The following is an 18,089-nucleotide window of genomic DNA, read 5'->3' on the forward strand; positions in this document are numbered from 1 at the left end:
ATCTAATAAATATTTCACAGTAAATAGGAGTTTTATAGATGAATTTTCTCAAACCAGAACGAACAATCCTGACAAAGTTTCTGCCAGACCTTGATGAAAAATTGGCGTACATTCCTTTACTGGAAATGGAAAAGCCACAAAATCCAGCCATAAAAATATTTCGTGAACTTGGTGGCCCTGGTTTATTAATTCCAACCAAGTATAAGGGTTTAGGAGCAACTCCTGTGGAAGCTGTTCGGATTCAAAGAGCGATCGCCAGCCGTGCGCCTTCGCTGGCGATCGCCACCACGATGCATCATTTTTCAGTTGCAACCATTGTGGAGATGATTGCCCAAGGTTCAGGAACTGGCTTTGAGTGGATGTTACTTGAGGGAATTGCCAAGCAAAACCTGTATGTAGCTTCCGGATTTGCAGAAGGACGGACAGGTGCAGGCATTCTCAGTCCAAATATGCAGGTAAAACGTACAGCTGACGGTGTGACAGTTAGTGGTAGTAAAAAGCCTTGTAGCTTATCTGCATCAATGGATTTGCTGACTGCAAGTGTTTCTATTCCCAGCAAATCAGGAGATGGTAGCGAATTAGCGGTCGTTATTATCCCGACGACAAATACTACAGGAACTGAGCGTCGTCCCTTCTGGACTAATTCAGTACTAGCGGGTGCAGAAAGCGATGAAGTTGTTCTTCACGATGTTAAAGTTCCAGAACAACTAATTTCTTATACTGGCAGTGCTGAAAATTTAGATTATGTCCAAACAAGGGGTTTTCTTTGGTTTGAAATGCTTATTTCTGCATCCTACCTTGGTATTGCTAGTGCTTTAGTAGAACGAACTATTGCAGCTGGCAAGGGTACACCCTCTGAGCGGACAATTTTAGCGATTGAAGTTGAGGGAGCGATGGCTGCATTAGAAGGGCTAGCCCAGTCAATGATGGTTAGCGACAGCAACCAAGGTAGCTATCAACTAGCACGTGCACTGTTTGTGCGTTATGCAGTGCAAGGAGCTATAGAACGTGTTACTGCTCATGCGGTCGAGTTATTAGGGGGTATGGCATTTATCAGTTCACCTGAAGTTGCTTACCTGTTTACTGCTGCCCGTCCACTAGCATTTCACCCTCCTTCACGTCTTAGCATATCACCTGCTTTGGATAAATACTTAGCAGGAGAAACTTTGCTCATCCAGTAAGTTAATCCTTTTTTGTCAGACTGCAAAATAAGGCTGAAGTGTGAAGTGTCAATTATAAAGTACCCCACAATTTTTAGGGGCTTAAAATCGAAAAAGTTTTTCTTTTACTTCATGCTTTATCCTCATCCTCTCTCTGGTGACTGCCAAGTTTAACAACAGAGGATAAAGCTGGAAATCCTTAAACAGCAAACTTTACAAAGAATATCTCTGCAAAAGCAACAAACATAAGGCTGTGCAACTGTAGTTCTAGTTAAATCGTTTAATTTACTTTAGTTATGACTCATTTTGGCATTCTCTGTCCCGCAAAAACTGGTCACCTCAACACAATGCTACCTTTAGGACGCGAACTGCAACGACGCGGACATCGCGTTACCCTATTTGGCATCGCAGATGTGCAATCAAAAACACTGGCAGCTGGATTGAATTTCTGGAGAATCGGAGAAACTGATTATCCTTTGGGGATCGCGGCACAATCGTTGACACAACTTGGTAACTTGAGCGGCTTTGCTGCACTGCGATATAACCTGAATTTAATACAAAAAGAAGCTGCGATGGTACTTCGTGATGCCCCAAAAGCACTCAAGAACGCTGGTGTAGAAGCGTTGCTGGTAAACCAAATGACACTAGAGGGAGGGAGTGTTGCAGAATTCTTGGATCTTCCATTCATTACAGTGTGCAGTGCCTTGCCCGTTAATCAAGAAGACGGCGTTCCCCCCTTTGTGACATCTTGGAGCTATAACTCTGCACAGTGGGCACATCTGCGGAACCGAGCCGCTTACTCTTTGCTCAATCATATCGCTCAACCAATTCAAAAGCTGATTAACGAGTATCGCCAAAGCTGGAATTTGCCCCCATGCGATCGCGTTAACGATTCCTGTTCCAAATTAGCCCAATTGAGTCAGATACCTGCTGAATTTGATTTTCCAAGGCAGCATTTACCCCAATGCTTCCATTTCACAGGCCCTTACCATGAATCAGCCAGTCGGGAAGCTGTGCCTTTCCCCTGGGAAAAGCTGACTGGACAGCTGTTGATTTATGCCTCAATGGGGACTATACAAAATCGCTTAATGAATGTTTTCCATTGTATTGCTGAGGCTTGTGATGGATTAAATGTGCAGTTGGTGATTTCTCTTGGTGGTAGTAACCCGGACTATTTAAAAGGACTGCCTGGAAAACCCTTAGTAGTTAAATATGCACCTCAAATGGAACTACTTCAGAAAGCCACCCTCACTATTACTCATGCAGGGTTGAATACTGTTCTTGAGTCCCTAAACAATGCGGTACCGATGGTTGCTATTCCAATTACTAGCGATCAGCCAGGTACAGCAGCCCGTCTGGCTTGGACAGGAGCAGGGGTAAAAGTGCCCTTAGCTAGGTTAAGCATCCCTAAGCTGCGAACATGCATACAAGAAGTGCTAAGTCAAGATTCCTATAAAAATAATGCATCTAGGTTACAAGCAGCAATTCAACGCGCAGGTGGAGTTAGACGAGCAGCTGACATTGTAGAACTTGCCATATCTAAGCAAAAGCCTGTTGTGGCAGCGGTGTAAAACGAAGCGATCGCTAAACATCTATTTTGTGAATTTTGTCAATAACTTTTACTGAGTTAGTGTTCCTGACAATTTATTTCCAAGCAAAAACAGGATTTAATTATGCAAAAAATTGCTTTGTTTAACATAGAATGCTATTCCTCAAGTGAAGCTATTATCAGCTTTATTAAAGAGCATCATGATAAATTAGCAGTTGTAGTGACTACTGATAGGTATAGTGGTAAACATGGTAATTTATTTAAGCAAATTATTACTAACTATCGCAGGTCAGGGTTTGATTTCGTCATATATTTGACTTACAACTTTATTGTTTATTTTTGGTTGATTTACCTATTTCGATTAGTTTCATTCATTACTAGTCGCAAAAGGAAAAAATTTACTATATCTGAAATTTGCCATAAATATGGAATTAGACATATTAAAACATCAAATGTAAATAGTGAAAATGTTGTCACTAAATTGAAGCAAGCTAATCTTGACTTAATCGTTATATATTTCTTCGATCAAATTATTAGAGAACAAATCATCAAAATACCAAAAAAAGGAGTTATTAACGTACATGCAGCACTTTTACCTGAATGTAAAGGCTTATTCCCAGTTTTCTACTCAGCTTTTAAAAATGATAGTAAATTTGGTATAACAGTTCATGAAATTGAAGATACTTCTATTGATTCAGGAGCAATACTTGCACAAGAAAAATTGGAAGTGGAGAACACTGAATATAGTATTCTTAGTTTGGATAAATTAGTTAATAATAAAGGGGTAAAGTTAGTATTCAATATCATAAATAATTTTGATGATTATCATTTGAAACAAACTCCTCAAACGTTAGGCGGCTCATACTTCTCATTTCCTACTCGAACTGATGTTAAAAATGTCCAAAGTAAAGGTTTTAGTCTAGTTAGTTTTAAAGAGTTCATCAGTGATTTTTTAGATTAAACTTGAGCTTCAACAGTAAAATGAATATACACGATTCAAAAGTAATGGAGCAGTCGTTTCTTAAGTCCAAAAAGTGGTGGGTAATTATCTTCCTAAGTGTCGCCACATCAATTATTGGCACAGCGACTATTTACAGTCTTTTTCATTCCCGATCTACTCAACAAAATCCCGCATCAACTTCCTTGGCAACTACTCCTCCCGCTATCAATACTGTTAGTGCCAGAGGACGCGTAGAACCGCAAGGCGAAGTTATTCGCCTGTCTGCTTCCACTTCTCTTGAAACTGTTAAAATCCACAGACTTTTAGTGAAAGAGGGAGATAAAGTTACCTCCAATCAAGTAATTGCCATCTTAGACAACTATAATCGTCTTTGGGCTGCTTTAAAACAAGCTAAACAACAAGTAAAAGTTGCTCAAGCTAATTTAACTAAGGTAAAAGCTGGAGCAAAAACTGGGGAAATTAACGCTCAAAAAGCCCAAATTGCCCGTTTGCAAGCACAACTATTTGGCGAAAGAAAAACTCAACAAGCAACCATTGCCCGCTTGCAAGCCCAACTGTTGGGGGAAAGAAGAACTCAACAAGCAAATATTGCTCGTCTACAAGCCCAGTTGAGTAATGCTCAAACAGAATTTGGACGCTTTGAGATGCTATACAAAGAAGGTGCAGTTGAAGCTTCCAAATTTGATAGCAAGCATCTAGAATTAGAAACTGCTAGGGAGCAGTTGAATGCAGCTAAGGCTAGCCTAAATCAAACAGAAGAAACCTTGCAACAGCAAATCAACGAGGCTAGATTCACTCTTAAGCAAACCGAAGAAACCTTGCAACAGCAAATCAACGAAGCGGAAGCAACTCTAGACCAAATAGCTGAGGTTCGCCCCACTGATGTACAAGCAGCTCAAGCAGAGGTAGAAAGTGCGATCGCTGCTGTGGCAAAAGCTCAAGCAGATCTGGAATTAACCTACATACGCGCTCCCAAGGACGGTCAGATTTTAAAAATTTATACTTTTCTAGGAGAAATTGTTGGTAACGAAGGAATTGCAGACATGGGTCAAACAGACCAGATGTACGTAGTTGCTGAAGTATACGAAACAGATGTTAGTCAAGTACGTATCGGTCAGCAAGCCAGGATTAGTAGTGAAGCTTTTCCCGGAGAACTACATGGGAAGGTCACTCAAGTTGGCTTACAAGTAAAAAAACAGGCGATTTTTAGTACCGATCCCGTTGCTGATGTAGACCGCAGAGTTGTTGAAGTTAAAATTCGTCTCAATCCAAAAGATGCCAAGCAAGTTAGAAGTTTAACCAATTTACAAGTAGAAGTAGTAATTAATACAGAAAAATTTTAGCTAGTTAGTCATGTAATAAATCACACGATGAGGCAATGAAAACAGTCTTCCCTTCTGCCTCCTGCCTTATTTTCAAGACAGTCGTCAACTGCGTATATCAGAACGCATGAAAATCTTTCTTTAACTAACCCATTCGCTATTCCCCATTAGTCATCATGTCCAAAATACCTCTAGCTTGGTTACAACTTACCCGCGAAAAATCTCGCATGATAGTTGCAATGGCGGGTATTGCTTTTTCCAATATTCTCATGTTTATGCAATTGGGGTTTGAGGGTGCACTCTATGATAGTGCTGCACGCTTCCACACAACTTTAAAAGCGGACTTGATTATGATTAGTCCCCGTTCCAAGTCTCTTGCTTATATGAGACAGTTTTCTTCTCGTCGTCTCTATCAAATATCAGGCTTTGAAGGGGTTAATTCTGTCAGCCCTGTGTATGTTGATTTTGCTGACTGGAAAAATCCTGTCAATGCCGATTATCGAGCCATATTTGTGTTTGGTTTTGAACCGGAAAAACCAGTATTTAATTTACCAGAGGTTAATCAAAATCTCAATAAGCTAAAACTGCCTGATACTGTTCTATTTGACCGTTCTTCCCGCTCTGAATATGGGCCAATTGCTGCACAATTTGAGCGTGACAAACAGGTATTAACGGAAATTAGTAACTACAGAATTAAAACTGTTGGCTTGTTTACTCTTGGCCCTTCCTTTGCGGCAGATGGAAATTTAATCACCAGCGACCAAAATTTCTTGCGTTTATTTAGAAATCGTCGCTCAGGAGAAATTGATATTGGCTTAATTACTTTAAAACCAGGTGTAGATAAACAAAAAGTACTGAATAATTTGGTTGCTAAATTGCCTAAAGATGTGAGAATACTTACTTACCAAGGATTTATAGAGTTTGAAAAAGAATATTGGCGCACCAGTACACCAATTGGCTTTATGTTTGCACTTGGTACGGGGATGGGATTTATAGTTGGTATAGTCATTGTGTATCAAATACTTTTCACAGATGTCAACGAGCATTTAGCCGAATACGCCACACTCAAGGCTATGGGGTTTACAGATAATTATTTATTACGTGTTGTTTTTCAAGAAGCTTTGATTTTAGCGATTTTTGGCTACATTCCTGGTTTAGGTATTTCTTTAGGTTTATATGAATTGACCAAGTTTGCCACTTTTTTACCAATTTTTATGAGTGCTAGCCGCTCTGTATTTGTTTTAGTTTTGACAATTTTAATGTGTTCAATTTCTGGTGCGATCGCTGTACGTAAATTGAGAGCAGCAGATCCAGCAGATATTTTTTAGTGGAATAAAGAATATTTTTACTTTAGTTTACTAATGTTACAACAAAATCCTATTATTTCTATTCAAAATCTCAATCACTACTTTGGTCAAGGGGCATTACGAAAACAGATTTTGTTTGACATAAACCTAGAAATTTACCCTGGTGAAGTAGTTATTTTAATGGGGCAGTCAGGCTCAGGTAAAACAACCTTGCTCACTTTAATGGGAGGCTTGCGTTCTGTCCAAGAGGGAAGTCTCAAAGTTTTAGGAAATGAATTGTACAAAGCTAATAATAACCAATTAGTACAAATTCGACGAAATATTGGTTATATCTTTCAGGCTCACAATTTGCTGCGATTTTTGACTGCTTGCCAGAATGTTCAGATGTCACTGGAACTACATAAAGAATATGACAATCAAGAAGCTCAAGCTAAATCTAAAGTTATGTTGAAAGCTGTAGGTTTGGGTCATAGAGTGAATTATTATCCTGACGATTTATCTGGTGGACAGAAACAAAGAGTTGCGATTGCTCGTGCTTTGGTAAGCCATCCGAAACTAGTTTTGGCTGATGAACCGACAGCTGCTTTAGATAGTAAATCCGGTCGAGACGTAGTAGAACTGATGCAGCGTTTGGCTAGGGAGCAGGGTTGTGCTGTCTTAATGGTTACTCACGATAATCGCATTCTCGATATTGCTGACCGCATCATTCATATGGAAGACGGACACTTAGTGGATTGTTAGGTGTGGCGATTACTATTTGCATACTTGAGTAATTCAGTGAGCCATATGGATTAAGGGAGTACCTCCCTCTGTGTAGACCAATAGTTCCAATCCAAACAGCAGTAACGGGAGAAGCCACGCTATCGAAAAGGATCGAGAATTTTTGTTTGGCCACTCAGCTACCGCTTTGGTAGCAGCAGCGATCCAAAGAGTGATTGCAAAAATCCGATGTTGAACTAGAAGAAGCAAAGGAGGAACATTAGCCTCATGCTGGGCATGGAACATAAACACGCTCCCAACCCCAACAAGACCAAGTGGCAGAAGCAATCCCCAACCATAATGTTTTAGCCGTCCACCAGCACGAAGCCACTCTACACCACCAACAATCAGCATTAGTGTGCCCTGTATAATATGTTGTAAGCTTTCAGCACCATAGTTCTGAGGTTCCGCTGCGCCATGCACCAGCGGATCTATAAAGCTTTCTACTCCGTAACCAATCAATAGTATGGGGAGCAGATAAGGTAACCAACCCGCTCTTACCAAGCGGGTTTCATATAAGATGAGCAGTAAAGCGACAATCGTAAATGCAAATCCGCCAATCCAGTGAACCTGCTCAGAGGTGAGATTCATTTTTCCTCCATTCCAAATCAGTGTCCAAATATCCACCCATCTACTTTTCAAGCCTGTACTTAACTTGAGAGCAAGTTATAGCTGCAATAAGCTCGATATTTAATTGATTTAATTTTAAGCGGTTGTAATCGCCCTAATCCCTGCTATTGTGCCGGATCTGGCTTTACGAAGTTCATTGTAAAAGCCAAAAAATTACCGTAGTAATGGTCGGGGCAAAACCCAACTGCTTCAGCTAAACGGCGAACAGTGCCAAGTGTTTGATAGTGGGGATCAGGAATGACTTCAGTAATAGAAAGAATGCCATTCGGTTTGAGAGCAGCAAATATCTCTTGAAGTGCTGCCTCCCGATCTGGAATTTCACCCAATACTGTCACCAACAATGCTCTATCAAACTTGTTACGTTCCAGTATTCCTGGCTCGATTTTATTCAGAAGCGTCCGAATATTAGTTATACTGTTTGCGCTAGCTTTTTGCTCTAGCTTCTGCAACATACCTGATTGGCTATCAAGCGCCACTACCTGACCATTTGGTGCTACTCTTCTAGCAGCAGGAATAGCAACACGACCCGTTCCACATCCGACATCAAGTACCTGCATTCCAGGGGAGAGGTTAAGACGGTCTAGAATAACTGAACTCCCTGCCATAGCTTCCATGTATGGATTTTCTAAAAGCCAAGCCAGCCAAAATGGACAGGGCAGATAGTAGCGGCGGACAGCCCTTCGCCACCACAGACCAATGCCTACGAGTAGGGCAATTAGTACCCCAGTGTCCAATAAAACCGTTTTTAATACGGATGAACCAGAAAGCATAGTTTACCTCTTACATTTACTTCTTCAGCTGGCAGGATAGCCAGCGAGCGATCGCTTTTTTGACTCGCATGAGCTATTATTTGGCACAATCGGGAAGTATGCGAACTGCAATAGCTTTACTTTGCCCGAAGTGTATGTAAGTCATAGATTTATCCTAAAATCTCCAACTAACCAGAGAGTCAAGGGTTTTTACCAAATTCTTTTGAGTAGTTTCAAAAATATCGTGTGTTGTTGCTGAAAGTATAGAATGTTATAGTGCTCGCAGGCGTTGCAGTAATATTTTCCTGTCGTTGAGGCAAGGGGGCAGTACATATCCCGCCCACCATTAACGCTTTAACCTAGTTCACCCCAATCACAACACCACATCATTTTTATTTGCGGAAATTGGGGAGAAAGTAGCGAAGCTGTTACCAGCCGCCATACAATGGCTGAAACCTTTATCAAACAAGAACTTCAAAAAAAATTTCTTCTAGTTAATTTCCAAGCAGGACACCATCCAGCCTGATAAGCATCATCTGTGACATCATCAATAACTATCAACCCATCTAATCCGATGTAGTAAGGTAAAGGACTACCAGTAATCCAGCCATATGCTATTGCTTCAGAGTCTCGTTCTTCAACGGTAAAAACGTCTAAACCTTCTTCTAAAACGTAGTATGGCAAACAACAACAAGGATACTCTCTAGTGGTGGTTCGTTCTACAGAATATTTTTCCCACTTAAATTCAAATCCCTGTACTTGTCGATAATTATTCTCTAACCAGTCATAAAGTCTTTTGCCGAGTTCAAAAGCTTGAGATTCGCTGATACAGGCAAGCTTTGGAGTGAACATCTCACCATTAAAATGAACTGTAATGTCCCAAAGTTCTTCCTCTTCAGTAAAATCTATATCCTCATCAATCTCAATAATTCCAGCTTTATATAATTCAGCAGGCACGACTATATCACTTACATTGAAATGGAACACCCTTACAGTGGCTTTGGCTTGTGCTACGCCCGTAATTTGGGACTAGATGCAGCTGGTGGTGACATTGTTTCATACCTGGACGATGACAACAGTATAGCTCCTGAATTTATTGCCTCAATGCGGCAGTACTTTAAACAACATTCCAATATTCGATATAGCATAGCAAGACAGCAGCGCCGCCGCGATGTCATCCGCAATGGTAATGTTGTTCGTCAAGGGAAGCCGTTTGTTTCTCCTAGCAATTGCTGCTCCTTACAGCAGCTTCTATGGCAACAAAAGATATTCGACAGCAATGGTTTCGTCCACTACCGGAGCAATGCTCCTAGATGGAACCCCCAGTTTCAAGTATTCGCAGACTATGAGTATTTGCTGCAATCTGCTTGCATCTGGGGTGAAAGTGGCTTTGGTTTCAATGACAGCATTCTTGTTAACTATATCCAGTCTTCTATTGGTATTATTGGTAGTTCTAATTATGAGCAGTGGGCAACTGAGCTATCGCTAATTATCACTAATCAAGCTAACTATTCCATTCTTAAAAGCAGTATTGTTGAACGCTTAGAACAGCTTGTAGACACTTATAGTACTAAAGCACAAATTTCATTAACGCCAAAAGCATTTGCATTCTAACAATATAAAGAAGCTTGTCACTAGCATAGCAATAACCAAAACCACTACTTTTGACTAACGCCTACCTGCTACAAAAACGGATCTGACAATCGCGGACATTGCCTTACAAGTGGGTTTTTCTAGTTAAAGCCATTTGACGCAACAGTTTAAGCGATTCACCGGAATGACACCCTTTCAGGTGCGCCCTTCACCATAAGAATCTGATAAATTGTTGTAAGAATCACCAAAGAAGTTGAGCGTTGGAAGTCATTACACTTTAGGTAAATAAAACGAGTAGATAGAAGGAATGCAAACACGCTCTCATCTTCTGTCTAAGTCTACATATTGGGTGTTTCCGCCTTGCTTTGCCCCTAGAGGGCGAGCCGTTTAGCAAAGCCAGCACCAGGCAAAGTTGCCCAATTGTTTTATTTTTTGGAGTTTGGCAAACGACACAAACGATATGCTTTATAATACAGCTGATGACACTCATCGGGAGAGAGTTATATGATCGCCCTACCTGGAGTTGCCATCCACAGCAAGATCTATGAGAGTTCAGCATCTCTAGTGTATCGGGGCATCAGAGAGCAAGATGATCGCCCGCTCGTCGTCAAACTGCTCAAGCAAGATTACCCCTCTCCCCAAGAATTAACTCGCTACAGACAGGAATATGAAATTACGCGCTCCCTGAATCTCCCAGGAGTTGTCAAGGCGTATAGCCAGCAAGATTATCAACGCACACTCGCGATTCTTTTAGAAGATTTTGGTGGAGAATCTATCGAAAGATGGATGCAGCAGCGAAAAGAAAGATTCTGCCCCATGCCCTTATCCAATTTCTTTCGATTAGCCATTGACATTACAGAGATTCTGGGCAAAATTCATCACGCTAATATCATCCACAAAGATATCAACCCTGGCAACGTCGTCTTCAATTCAGATACGGGTGTGGTTAAAATCATTGATTTTGGCATTGCCACCCGATTTAACCGCACAAATCCAACCTTCAAAAGTCCTCATGTATTAGAAGGTACACTCGCCTACATTTCTCCTGAGCAGACGGGGCGGATGAATCGCTGGCTCGATTACCGCACCGATTTTTACTCGCTCGGTGTAACTTTCTATGAACTGCTCGTTGGACAGCTACCGTTCCCGACAACAGACATACTAGAGCTAGTTCATTGCCATATTGCCAAATCGCCTGTTCCGCCTCACGAATTGAATGCAGCGATTCCTAAAGCAGTTTCAGATATTGTTATGAAACTGATGGCAAAAAATGCGGAAGATCGCTATCAGAGTGCTTGGGGAATTAAGGCGGATTTAGAAAGGAGCGATCGCCAATTTGCTCAAAGCGGTCAAATTGATCGCATCCAATTAGGTCTTCAAGATATTTCCCAGCAGTTTCACATTCCCCAAAAACTGTACGGACGAGAAGCGGAGATTGCAGCATTATTAGCAGCATTTGACAGAGTAGCCGGAAGAGGGAATGAAGAAAATTCTCAACCATTTAACGTCGAAATGATGCTGGTTTCTGGTTATGCTGGCATTGGCAAATCAGCATTGGTACAGGAACTCTACAAACCCATTACGGCAAAGCGGGGTTATTTTGTCTGGGGGAAGTTTGACCAATTCGATCGCAATATTCCCTACAGCGCGATCGCCCATGCCCTGCAAAAATTGGTGCAGCAACTACTGGGCGAACCAGAGAAGCAGTTGCAACAGTGGCGATCGCATTTACTTGCGGCATTGGGCAGCAACGGACAAATTATTATTGATGCAATCCCAGAAGTTGAGCTAATTATTGGCAAGCAGCCACCCGTACCGGAAGTTGGAGCAACTGAAGCTCAAAATCGCTTCAATCTAACGTTTCAAAAGTTTGTGCGGGTGTTTTGTGACAAGGAGCATCCCCTGGTAATTTTCTTAGACGATTTGCAGTGGATCGACTCAGCCACGCTAAAGTTAATCGAGCTATTATTACTTGACGAACAGACACAATATCTATTTTTGATTGGAGCCTATCGAGATAATAAAGTAACTTCAACGCATCCACTAATGTTAACGCTAGAGAAATTGCGAAAACAAAGGGCAGTGCTTCAGGAGATTACCTTAGCACCCTTAACGTTGGAATCGTTGAATCAATTGATTGCCGAGACGCTAGATCGTAATCCTGACACCGTTCGTTCTTTAGCCCAATTAGTGTTACGTAAAACCGAGGGCAACCCTTTCTTTGTCGGTGAATTTTTGCGAATGCTCTATAGCGAAAATCTGCTGACTTTTGATGCGAAACAGTTGAACTGGCAGTGGAATATTGCTCAAATTCAAGCCCGAAATATAACCGATAATGTGGTGGAACTGCTGCTGCTCCAGTTGAAGAAATTGCCAGAAGAAACACGGCAAATTCTCCGCTTAGCCGCTTGTGTTGGCTCCCAATTCGACTTAGAAACTTTAGCGATCGTTTGTGAAAAAACACCTCAAGCGATTTTCCAAAATTTACTAGCTGCAATATATGCTGGATTAATTCAACCTTTATCTGAATTAGACGAGGATTTGTTAGTTCAAGAGTATAAGTTTTTGCACGATCGCGTCCAGCAAGCTGCTTATGCCTTAATTGAGCAGTCGCAGAAACAAGTGGTTCATTTGCAGATCGGTCGCAATCTACTCGAAAAAACTTCACCAGGGCAACTGTCAGCTCGACTGTTTGAAATCGTGGATCATTTCAATCAGGGAATTGAGCTTGTCACCGCTCCACCAGAGCGAACTGAAATTGCCAAATTGGATTTAATGGCAGGTCAGAAAGCGAAGACAGCAACGGCTTATGAAGCAGCTCTTAAGTATTTCAATACAGGGCTTAAACTCCTCAGTACAGAGAGTTGGCTGGGTGAGTATGACCTCACCTTAGCGTTGTACTCAGAAGCAGCAGGGGCAGCATACCTTCAAGGTCGCTTTGATGAGATGGAACACTTCGTAGAAGTGGTACTTGATCGCGCGAAGACAGTGGTTGACAAAGTGCAGGTTTACGATAGCACAATTCAAAGATATTTGTCACAGGGCAACCTAAAAGAAGCACTTAAAATTGGACTGGAAGCGTTGAAGCTCCTGGAAGTAACCTTAATAGAAACTCCAAGTCAGTTAGATGTTGAAAGAGAATTGAATAAAACAGCTGTACTATTAGCTGGACGAGAAATCGAAGACTTAATTAATCTACCAAAGATGACCGCACCAGAACCGCGCTCAGCAATTTATATCCTAGCGAATATTGTGGCTGCTGCAAATATGGTATCACCAGCACTAATGATACTGATTGTGTGCAAAATGGTAAATTTATCGCTCGACTACGGCAATGCTACCTGGTCACCACTGAGTTATGCTTCCTACGGAGTTATTCTATGTGAAGTTGTTCAAGACATTGAACTCGGTTATAAATTTGGCAAATTGGCTCTGGGCTTGGTAGAACGATTGAAGACCAAAAAAGGTAGTAGCAAAGCATTAACGATATTTAGTGCCAACGTCATGCACCGGAAGGTACATTTTAGGAAAACAATACCAATTCTGGTTGATGCATATCAAAACGGAGTAGAAACCGGAGACTTTGAATTCGCTGGCTATGCTGCATCTATTGTATGTTGTCACTCGTTTTTTGTTGGTGAGGAACTCACGCAACTGGAACAAAAAACGGCAACCTACAGCAAAGCGCTCGGTCAAATCAGACGGGAAATCTCCTCGAATTCGATTGCAATATTGTGGCAGACAATCCTTAATCTGTTAGGTAGGTCTGAGAATCCCAGCCGTTTAATGGGTAGTGTATATGATGAAGAGCAAGCGCTATCGCACGCTATTGCAGTTAAAGATGAAAATGGAATTCACTACTTCTATTTAAACAAAGTTATACTGTGTTATCTATTTGGGGAGTATTATCAAGCTGCACAAATTGCTGTGTTAGAAAGGCAGTATTTTGAAGAGGTAACAGCACCTATATTCAATTTCTACGATTCTCTTGTGCTTTTGAGCCTATTGGTTGAGGCTTCAAGCTCCCAAAAAGAAGCGATGCTAAGTTGTGTAAACACCAACCAAGAAAAGATGCAAAAATGGGCAGAACACGCCCCCATGAATTATCTACATAAATTTCATCTGGTCGAGGCAGAAAAAGCGCGAGTCTTAGGGCAATTTTTTGAGGCTGAAGAGTTTTACGAACGCGCTATAGCAGGTGCTGCTGAGAATGGGTTTATCCAAGAAGAAGCATTAGCCTATGAATTAGCGGCTAAACATTATCTGGCGCGAGGTCGGGAAAAATTTGCCCAGACCTACATGAAAGAAGCCCACTACTGCTACGATCGCTGGGGCGCAAAAGCCAAAGTTAAAGACTTAGAAAATCGCTATCCGCAGTTCTTTCCTCAGTCTTCTAGGGCATACCCCACGTCAGTTCCTACCACTTCTGGAACCACATATAATAACTCACCCATCGCTTTCGATTTGGCGGCGGTACTGAAAGCATCCCAGGCAATTTCTCGTGAAATTGAACTAGAGCAGTTGCTTCGTTCCTTAATGCAGATTTTAATCGAGAACGCTGGCGCACAAACCGGATACTTGATTCTGGAAAATGCAGGAGAATGGGCAATTGAAGCGTCAGGTGAATTAAGTTATGTAGATGGTGAGAATATTTATACTACACAATTGCTGCAATCGCTCCCAACCGCAAATCGCTTACCCGAAACAATTATTAATTGTGTTATCCGCACTCATGAATCTGTCATTTTAAATGATGCGACTCGTGAAGATATTTTTATCAACGATCCATACATTCAACAGCACCAAACCAAATCTATTTTCTGTTTGCCACTGCTCAACCAAGCGAAGCTGGTTGGCGTACTGTATCTCGAAAATCAATTAGCGGTTGGGGCATTTACACCAGAACGAGCGCAAGTCTTGAATCTATTATCCACCCAGGCAGCGATCGCGATCGAAAATGCTAAACTTTACTCAAAGCTGCGGAAGAGCGAAAGCAAGATAACTCAGTTTCTCGAAGCGATTCCGGTCGGGATTGCGATCGTGGATGCGACTGGTCGCCCTTACTATGCCAACCAACGGGGCATTCAGCTAACGGGTAAAGGAACCGATCCCTCCGTAGCACCGGAGCAAATTTCAGCAGTTTATCAGTTTTATGAAGCGGGAACGGAGCGAATATATCCAACAGAGAAACTGCCAACTATCCGAGCGTTAAAGGGCGATCGCACCAGGAGTGAAGATCTAGAAATTCGGCAAAACAACACCACAATTCCAGTTGAGGCATGGGGAACGCCAGTTTATGACGAACGGGGCAATATAGCTTATGCGATCGTCGCCTTTCAAGACATTACCCAGCGCAAACAAGCCGAGAAATTACTAGCCGATTACAATCGGACTTTAGAGCAACAGATTGCCCAACGAACCGCAGCGTTACAGAAAAGTGAAGCGAATTATCGCAATCTGATCCAAACTGCGAATTCAATCATCGTTCGCTGTGATATGCAAGGACGGATTCAATACTTGAATGACTGCGGGCTGGAATTTTTTGGCTATGAGGCACACGAGATTTTAGGGCGTACCTTACTCGAAACGATCGTTCCAGAAATCGATAGCTGTGGGCGCGATCTCAAACCATTTGTCCAAAACCTGTTTCACGACCCTGAATCTTATCTGCAATCTTATCTGCAAGTCGAGAATGAAAACCTGTGTCGAGACGGCAGACGGGTTTGGGTTGCCTGGTCAAATCAGGCAATTTTGGATGAACAGGGACAGGTGGTGGAAATTCTATCCGTTGGCAATGACATCACAGGGCGCAAACAAGCCGAGGCAGCTCTACAGCGCAGTGAAGCCAAGTTTCGCAACATTTTTGAAAACTCACAGATCGGCATCTTCCGCGCCCGTCTCTCGGATGGATTAATTCTCGATGCTAATCAACGCTTTGCGAATCTATTTGGCTTCGATTCACCGGAAGAGGTGATTGGGCTTCTACATGGTGTAGATTGTTATGTTAATCCCAGCGATCGCTCCTCAGCGATTGAATTACTTAACCGCGATGGTAAACTGCAAAACTTTGAAGTGCAGTTGCGAAAACGAGATGGCGCGCTGTTTTGGGGACTTTACTCCTCTCGTCAGAATGCAGCCAATGGATGCATGGAAGGGGTGATTGCGGATATTAGCGATCGCGTATCAGCAGAAGCCGCACTGCGCGAGCGAGAACAAGAGTTGCGACTGATCGCTAACGCTCTACCTGCCCTGGTTGGCTATGTGAATGCAAATGGGCGCTTTCAGTTTGTTAACCGGACTTATGAGGACTGGTTTTGTTGTAGTCGAGATGAAATTCTGGGCAAGTCTGTTCGTGAATTCTTGGGTGAGGAGGCTTATCGCATTGCTAGACCGTATATCGAGCGAGTGCGAACAGGGCAAAACACAACCTATGAGGTAGAATTTCTCTATCCGGTGGGCAAGAAGTATGTCAGTGTTACCTACATCCCTGATGCCGGTTCCGATGCTCAAGTGAAAGGGTATTATGTTCTAGTCACAGACATTAGCGATCGCAAACGAGCAGAAGAGGTGTTGCGCCAGTCCGAGGCTCAGTTTCGCGAACAGGCAATCCTTTCCGCTTTTCGCGCCGATGTGGACAGTGCCCTTGCTCAAAGCGATAGCTTGCCCTTGATGCTGCATCGCTGTGCCCAAGCTGTTGTTAAGCACTTTAATGCGGCATTTGCTCGGATTTGGACGCTAAATCAAGACAAGAATGTTTTGGAGTTACAAGCCAGTGCGGGGATGTATACCCGTCTTGATGGCACTCACAGTCGAGTTCCCGTAGGTAGCCACAAAATTGGGCGAATTGCTCATGAACGCCGTCCTCTGTTGACCAACAATGTGTTTGATGAGTCAACCATTGATAAAGAATGGGCAGAACGAGAAGGCATGGTGGCATTTGCGGGCTATCCCATACTGCTGGATGAGCAGCTTGTTGGAGTTATAGCGATGTTTACTCGACACCCCATTCCCTTGTCCAACTTTGAGGCGTTAGAGTTTGCAGCTCGCGAGATGGCATTGGGAATTAAACGCAAACAGGCAGAAGAAGCTCTACAAGCCTCAGAGACAGAGCTACGGACTTTAATTGCAGCAATTCCCGATCCACTCTATATCCTGTCTGCCCAAGGGCAAATCATCTGTGCGATCGCCGTGGAACCGGATCTGCGATGTCACCCCGTCGAGGAGATGATTGGTAAAACACTGCATCAACTCGGAAAGGAACAAGCCGATGAATTTGTCGGGTATATTCAGCAGGTGCTGAGAACCCAACAAATCCTCACAGTCGAGTACAGTATGTTTCTGAATGGACGAGAAACCTGGTTTTCGACTCGCATTGCCCCGCTTCCCCACGAGCAGGTGATTTGGCTGGCGCGAGATATTACGGCGCTTAAGCAAGCAGAAGCCGCCTCGATTTTAGAAGAACGTAACCGCATGGCACGCGAAATTCACGACACCCTCGCTCAGGCGTTTACAGGCATTTTGGCTCAGGTCGGAGCGGCAAACCAGGTGCTCACGGATGATTTAGAAGCAACTGGGTCACATTTAGACCTGATCAAAGAATTGGCACGAACTGGACTGGTTGAAGCGCGGCGATCGGTCGTAGCGCTCCGTCCTCAGCTTTTGGAGTCGGGCAGTTTACAGAGCGCTCTACATCGTCTCGTCGCTCAAACCAGAGCTGCCGCAACTGATACCACTTTATATTATGAGATCGAGGGTGCAGTGTATTCTCTCCCTACTGAAGTAGAGAGTAACCTACTGCGGATTGGACAGGAAGCATTAACCAATGCGATCAGACACGCCAATGCTGACGAAATTCGAGTGGAGCTAGTCTACGATCGCGATCAAGTTTGCTTGCGTGTGAAAGACAATGGACAGGGCTTTGGAGTTGGGAGTATTCCATCTTCTGAGGGTTTTGGCTTACTCGGCATGAGCGAACGGGCAGAGCGCATCGGCGCACAACTGACGATTAGGAGTCAACCTGGACAAGGAACAGAAATTATCGTCACCGTCAACCCTTGAG

The 18,089-nt window shown here is 42.8% G+C and carries 11 protein-coding genes; 8 read left to right on the forward strand and 3 right to left on the reverse strand.

Features of this window, described 5'->3' with window-relative positions; genetic code table 11:
- Window positions 1-38 precede the first annotated feature (38 nt).
- The 6 genes from QUB80_RS28325 (at window position 39) to QUB80_RS28350 (ending at window position 7,040) form a co-directional block, all read left to right on the forward strand.
- A complete protein-coding gene (locus tag QUB80_RS28325) occupies window positions 39-1,181 on the forward strand; it encodes an acyl-CoA dehydrogenase family protein (RefSeq protein WP_289792809.1) in 1,143 nt (380 codons plus the stop codon).
- A 275-nt stretch (window positions 1,182-1,456) separates the two neighbouring features.
- Window positions 1,457-2,731 (forward strand): glycosyltransferase, encoded by a 1,275-nt coding sequence (locus QUB80_RS28330; protein WP_289792810.1) that lies wholly within the window; start codon window positions 1,457-1,459, stop codon window positions 2,729-2,731.
- Between the two features lie 102 nt (window positions 2,732-2,833).
- A complete protein-coding gene (locus QUB80_RS28335) occupies window positions 2,834-3,670 on the forward strand; it encodes a formyltransferase family protein (protein WP_289792811.1) in 837 nt (278 codons plus the stop codon).
- Window positions 3,671-3,714: 44 nt separating this feature from the next.
- Window positions 3,715-5,013, forward strand: a complete 1,299-nt coding sequence (locus QUB80_RS28340; protein WP_502875336.1) for an ABC exporter membrane fusion protein — start codon at window positions 3,715-3,717, stop codon at window positions 5,011-5,013.
- A gap of 155 nt (window positions 5,014-5,168) precedes the next feature.
- On the forward strand, window positions 5,169-6,320 hold the full coding sequence (gene devC / locus QUB80_RS28345) for an ABC transporter permease DevC (protein WP_276747509.1): 1,152 nt from the start codon (window positions 5,169-5,171) through the stop codon (window positions 6,318-6,320).
- Between the two features lie 33 nt (window positions 6,321-6,353).
- Window positions 6,354-7,040, forward strand: a complete 687-nt coding sequence (locus QUB80_RS28350) for a DevA family ABC transporter ATP-binding protein (RefSeq protein WP_289792813.1) — start codon at window positions 6,354-6,356, stop codon at window positions 7,038-7,040.
- A 33-nt stretch (window positions 7,041-7,073) separates the two neighbouring features.
- Here the strand turns inward: QUB80_RS28350 and QUB80_RS28355 are convergent, their stop codons facing one another.
- From QUB80_RS28355 to QUB80_RS28365, 3 genes are all read right to left on the reverse strand, one after another.
- Window positions 7,074-7,700 carry a hypothetical protein gene (locus QUB80_RS28355; RefSeq protein ID WP_289792814.1) on the reverse strand — a complete coding sequence of 209 codons (627 nt, stop codon included), beginning with the start codon at window positions 7,698-7,700 and terminating at the stop codon, window positions 7,074-7,076.
- A 92-nt stretch (window positions 7,701-7,792) separates the two neighbouring features.
- Window positions 7,793-8,458 (reverse strand): class I SAM-dependent methyltransferase, encoded by a 666-nt coding sequence (locus QUB80_RS28360; RefSeq protein WP_289792815.1) that lies wholly within the window; start codon window positions 8,456-8,458, stop codon window positions 7,793-7,795.
- A gap of 453 nt (window positions 8,459-8,911) precedes the next feature.
- Complete coding sequence (locus QUB80_RS28365) at window positions 8,912-9,394, reverse strand: hypothetical protein (RefSeq protein WP_276747501.1); 483 nt, start codon at window positions 9,392-9,394, stop codon at window positions 8,912-8,914.
- Window positions 9,395-9,415: 21 nt separating this feature from the next.
- Between QUB80_RS28365 and QUB80_RS28370 the strand changes: the two genes are divergently transcribed.
- Entirely contained in the window at window positions 9,416-10,051 is a 636-nt protein-coding gene (locus tag QUB80_RS28370; RefSeq protein WP_276747500.1) for a glycosyltransferase, read from the forward strand.
- Between the two features lie 483 nt (window positions 10,052-10,534).
- The gene (locus tag QUB80_RS28375) at window positions 10,535-18,088 is read left to right on the forward strand and encodes a PAS domain S-box protein (RefSeq protein WP_289792816.1); all 7,554 of its coding nucleotides are present in this window, start codon (window positions 10,535-10,537) and stop codon (window positions 18,086-18,088) included.
- Window position 18,089 lies beyond the last annotated feature (1 nt).

Source organism: Chlorogloeopsis sp. ULAP01 (assembly GCF_030381805.1).
Classification (GTDB): domain Bacteria; phylum Cyanobacteriota; class Cyanobacteriia; order Cyanobacteriales; family Nostocaceae; genus Chlorogloeopsis.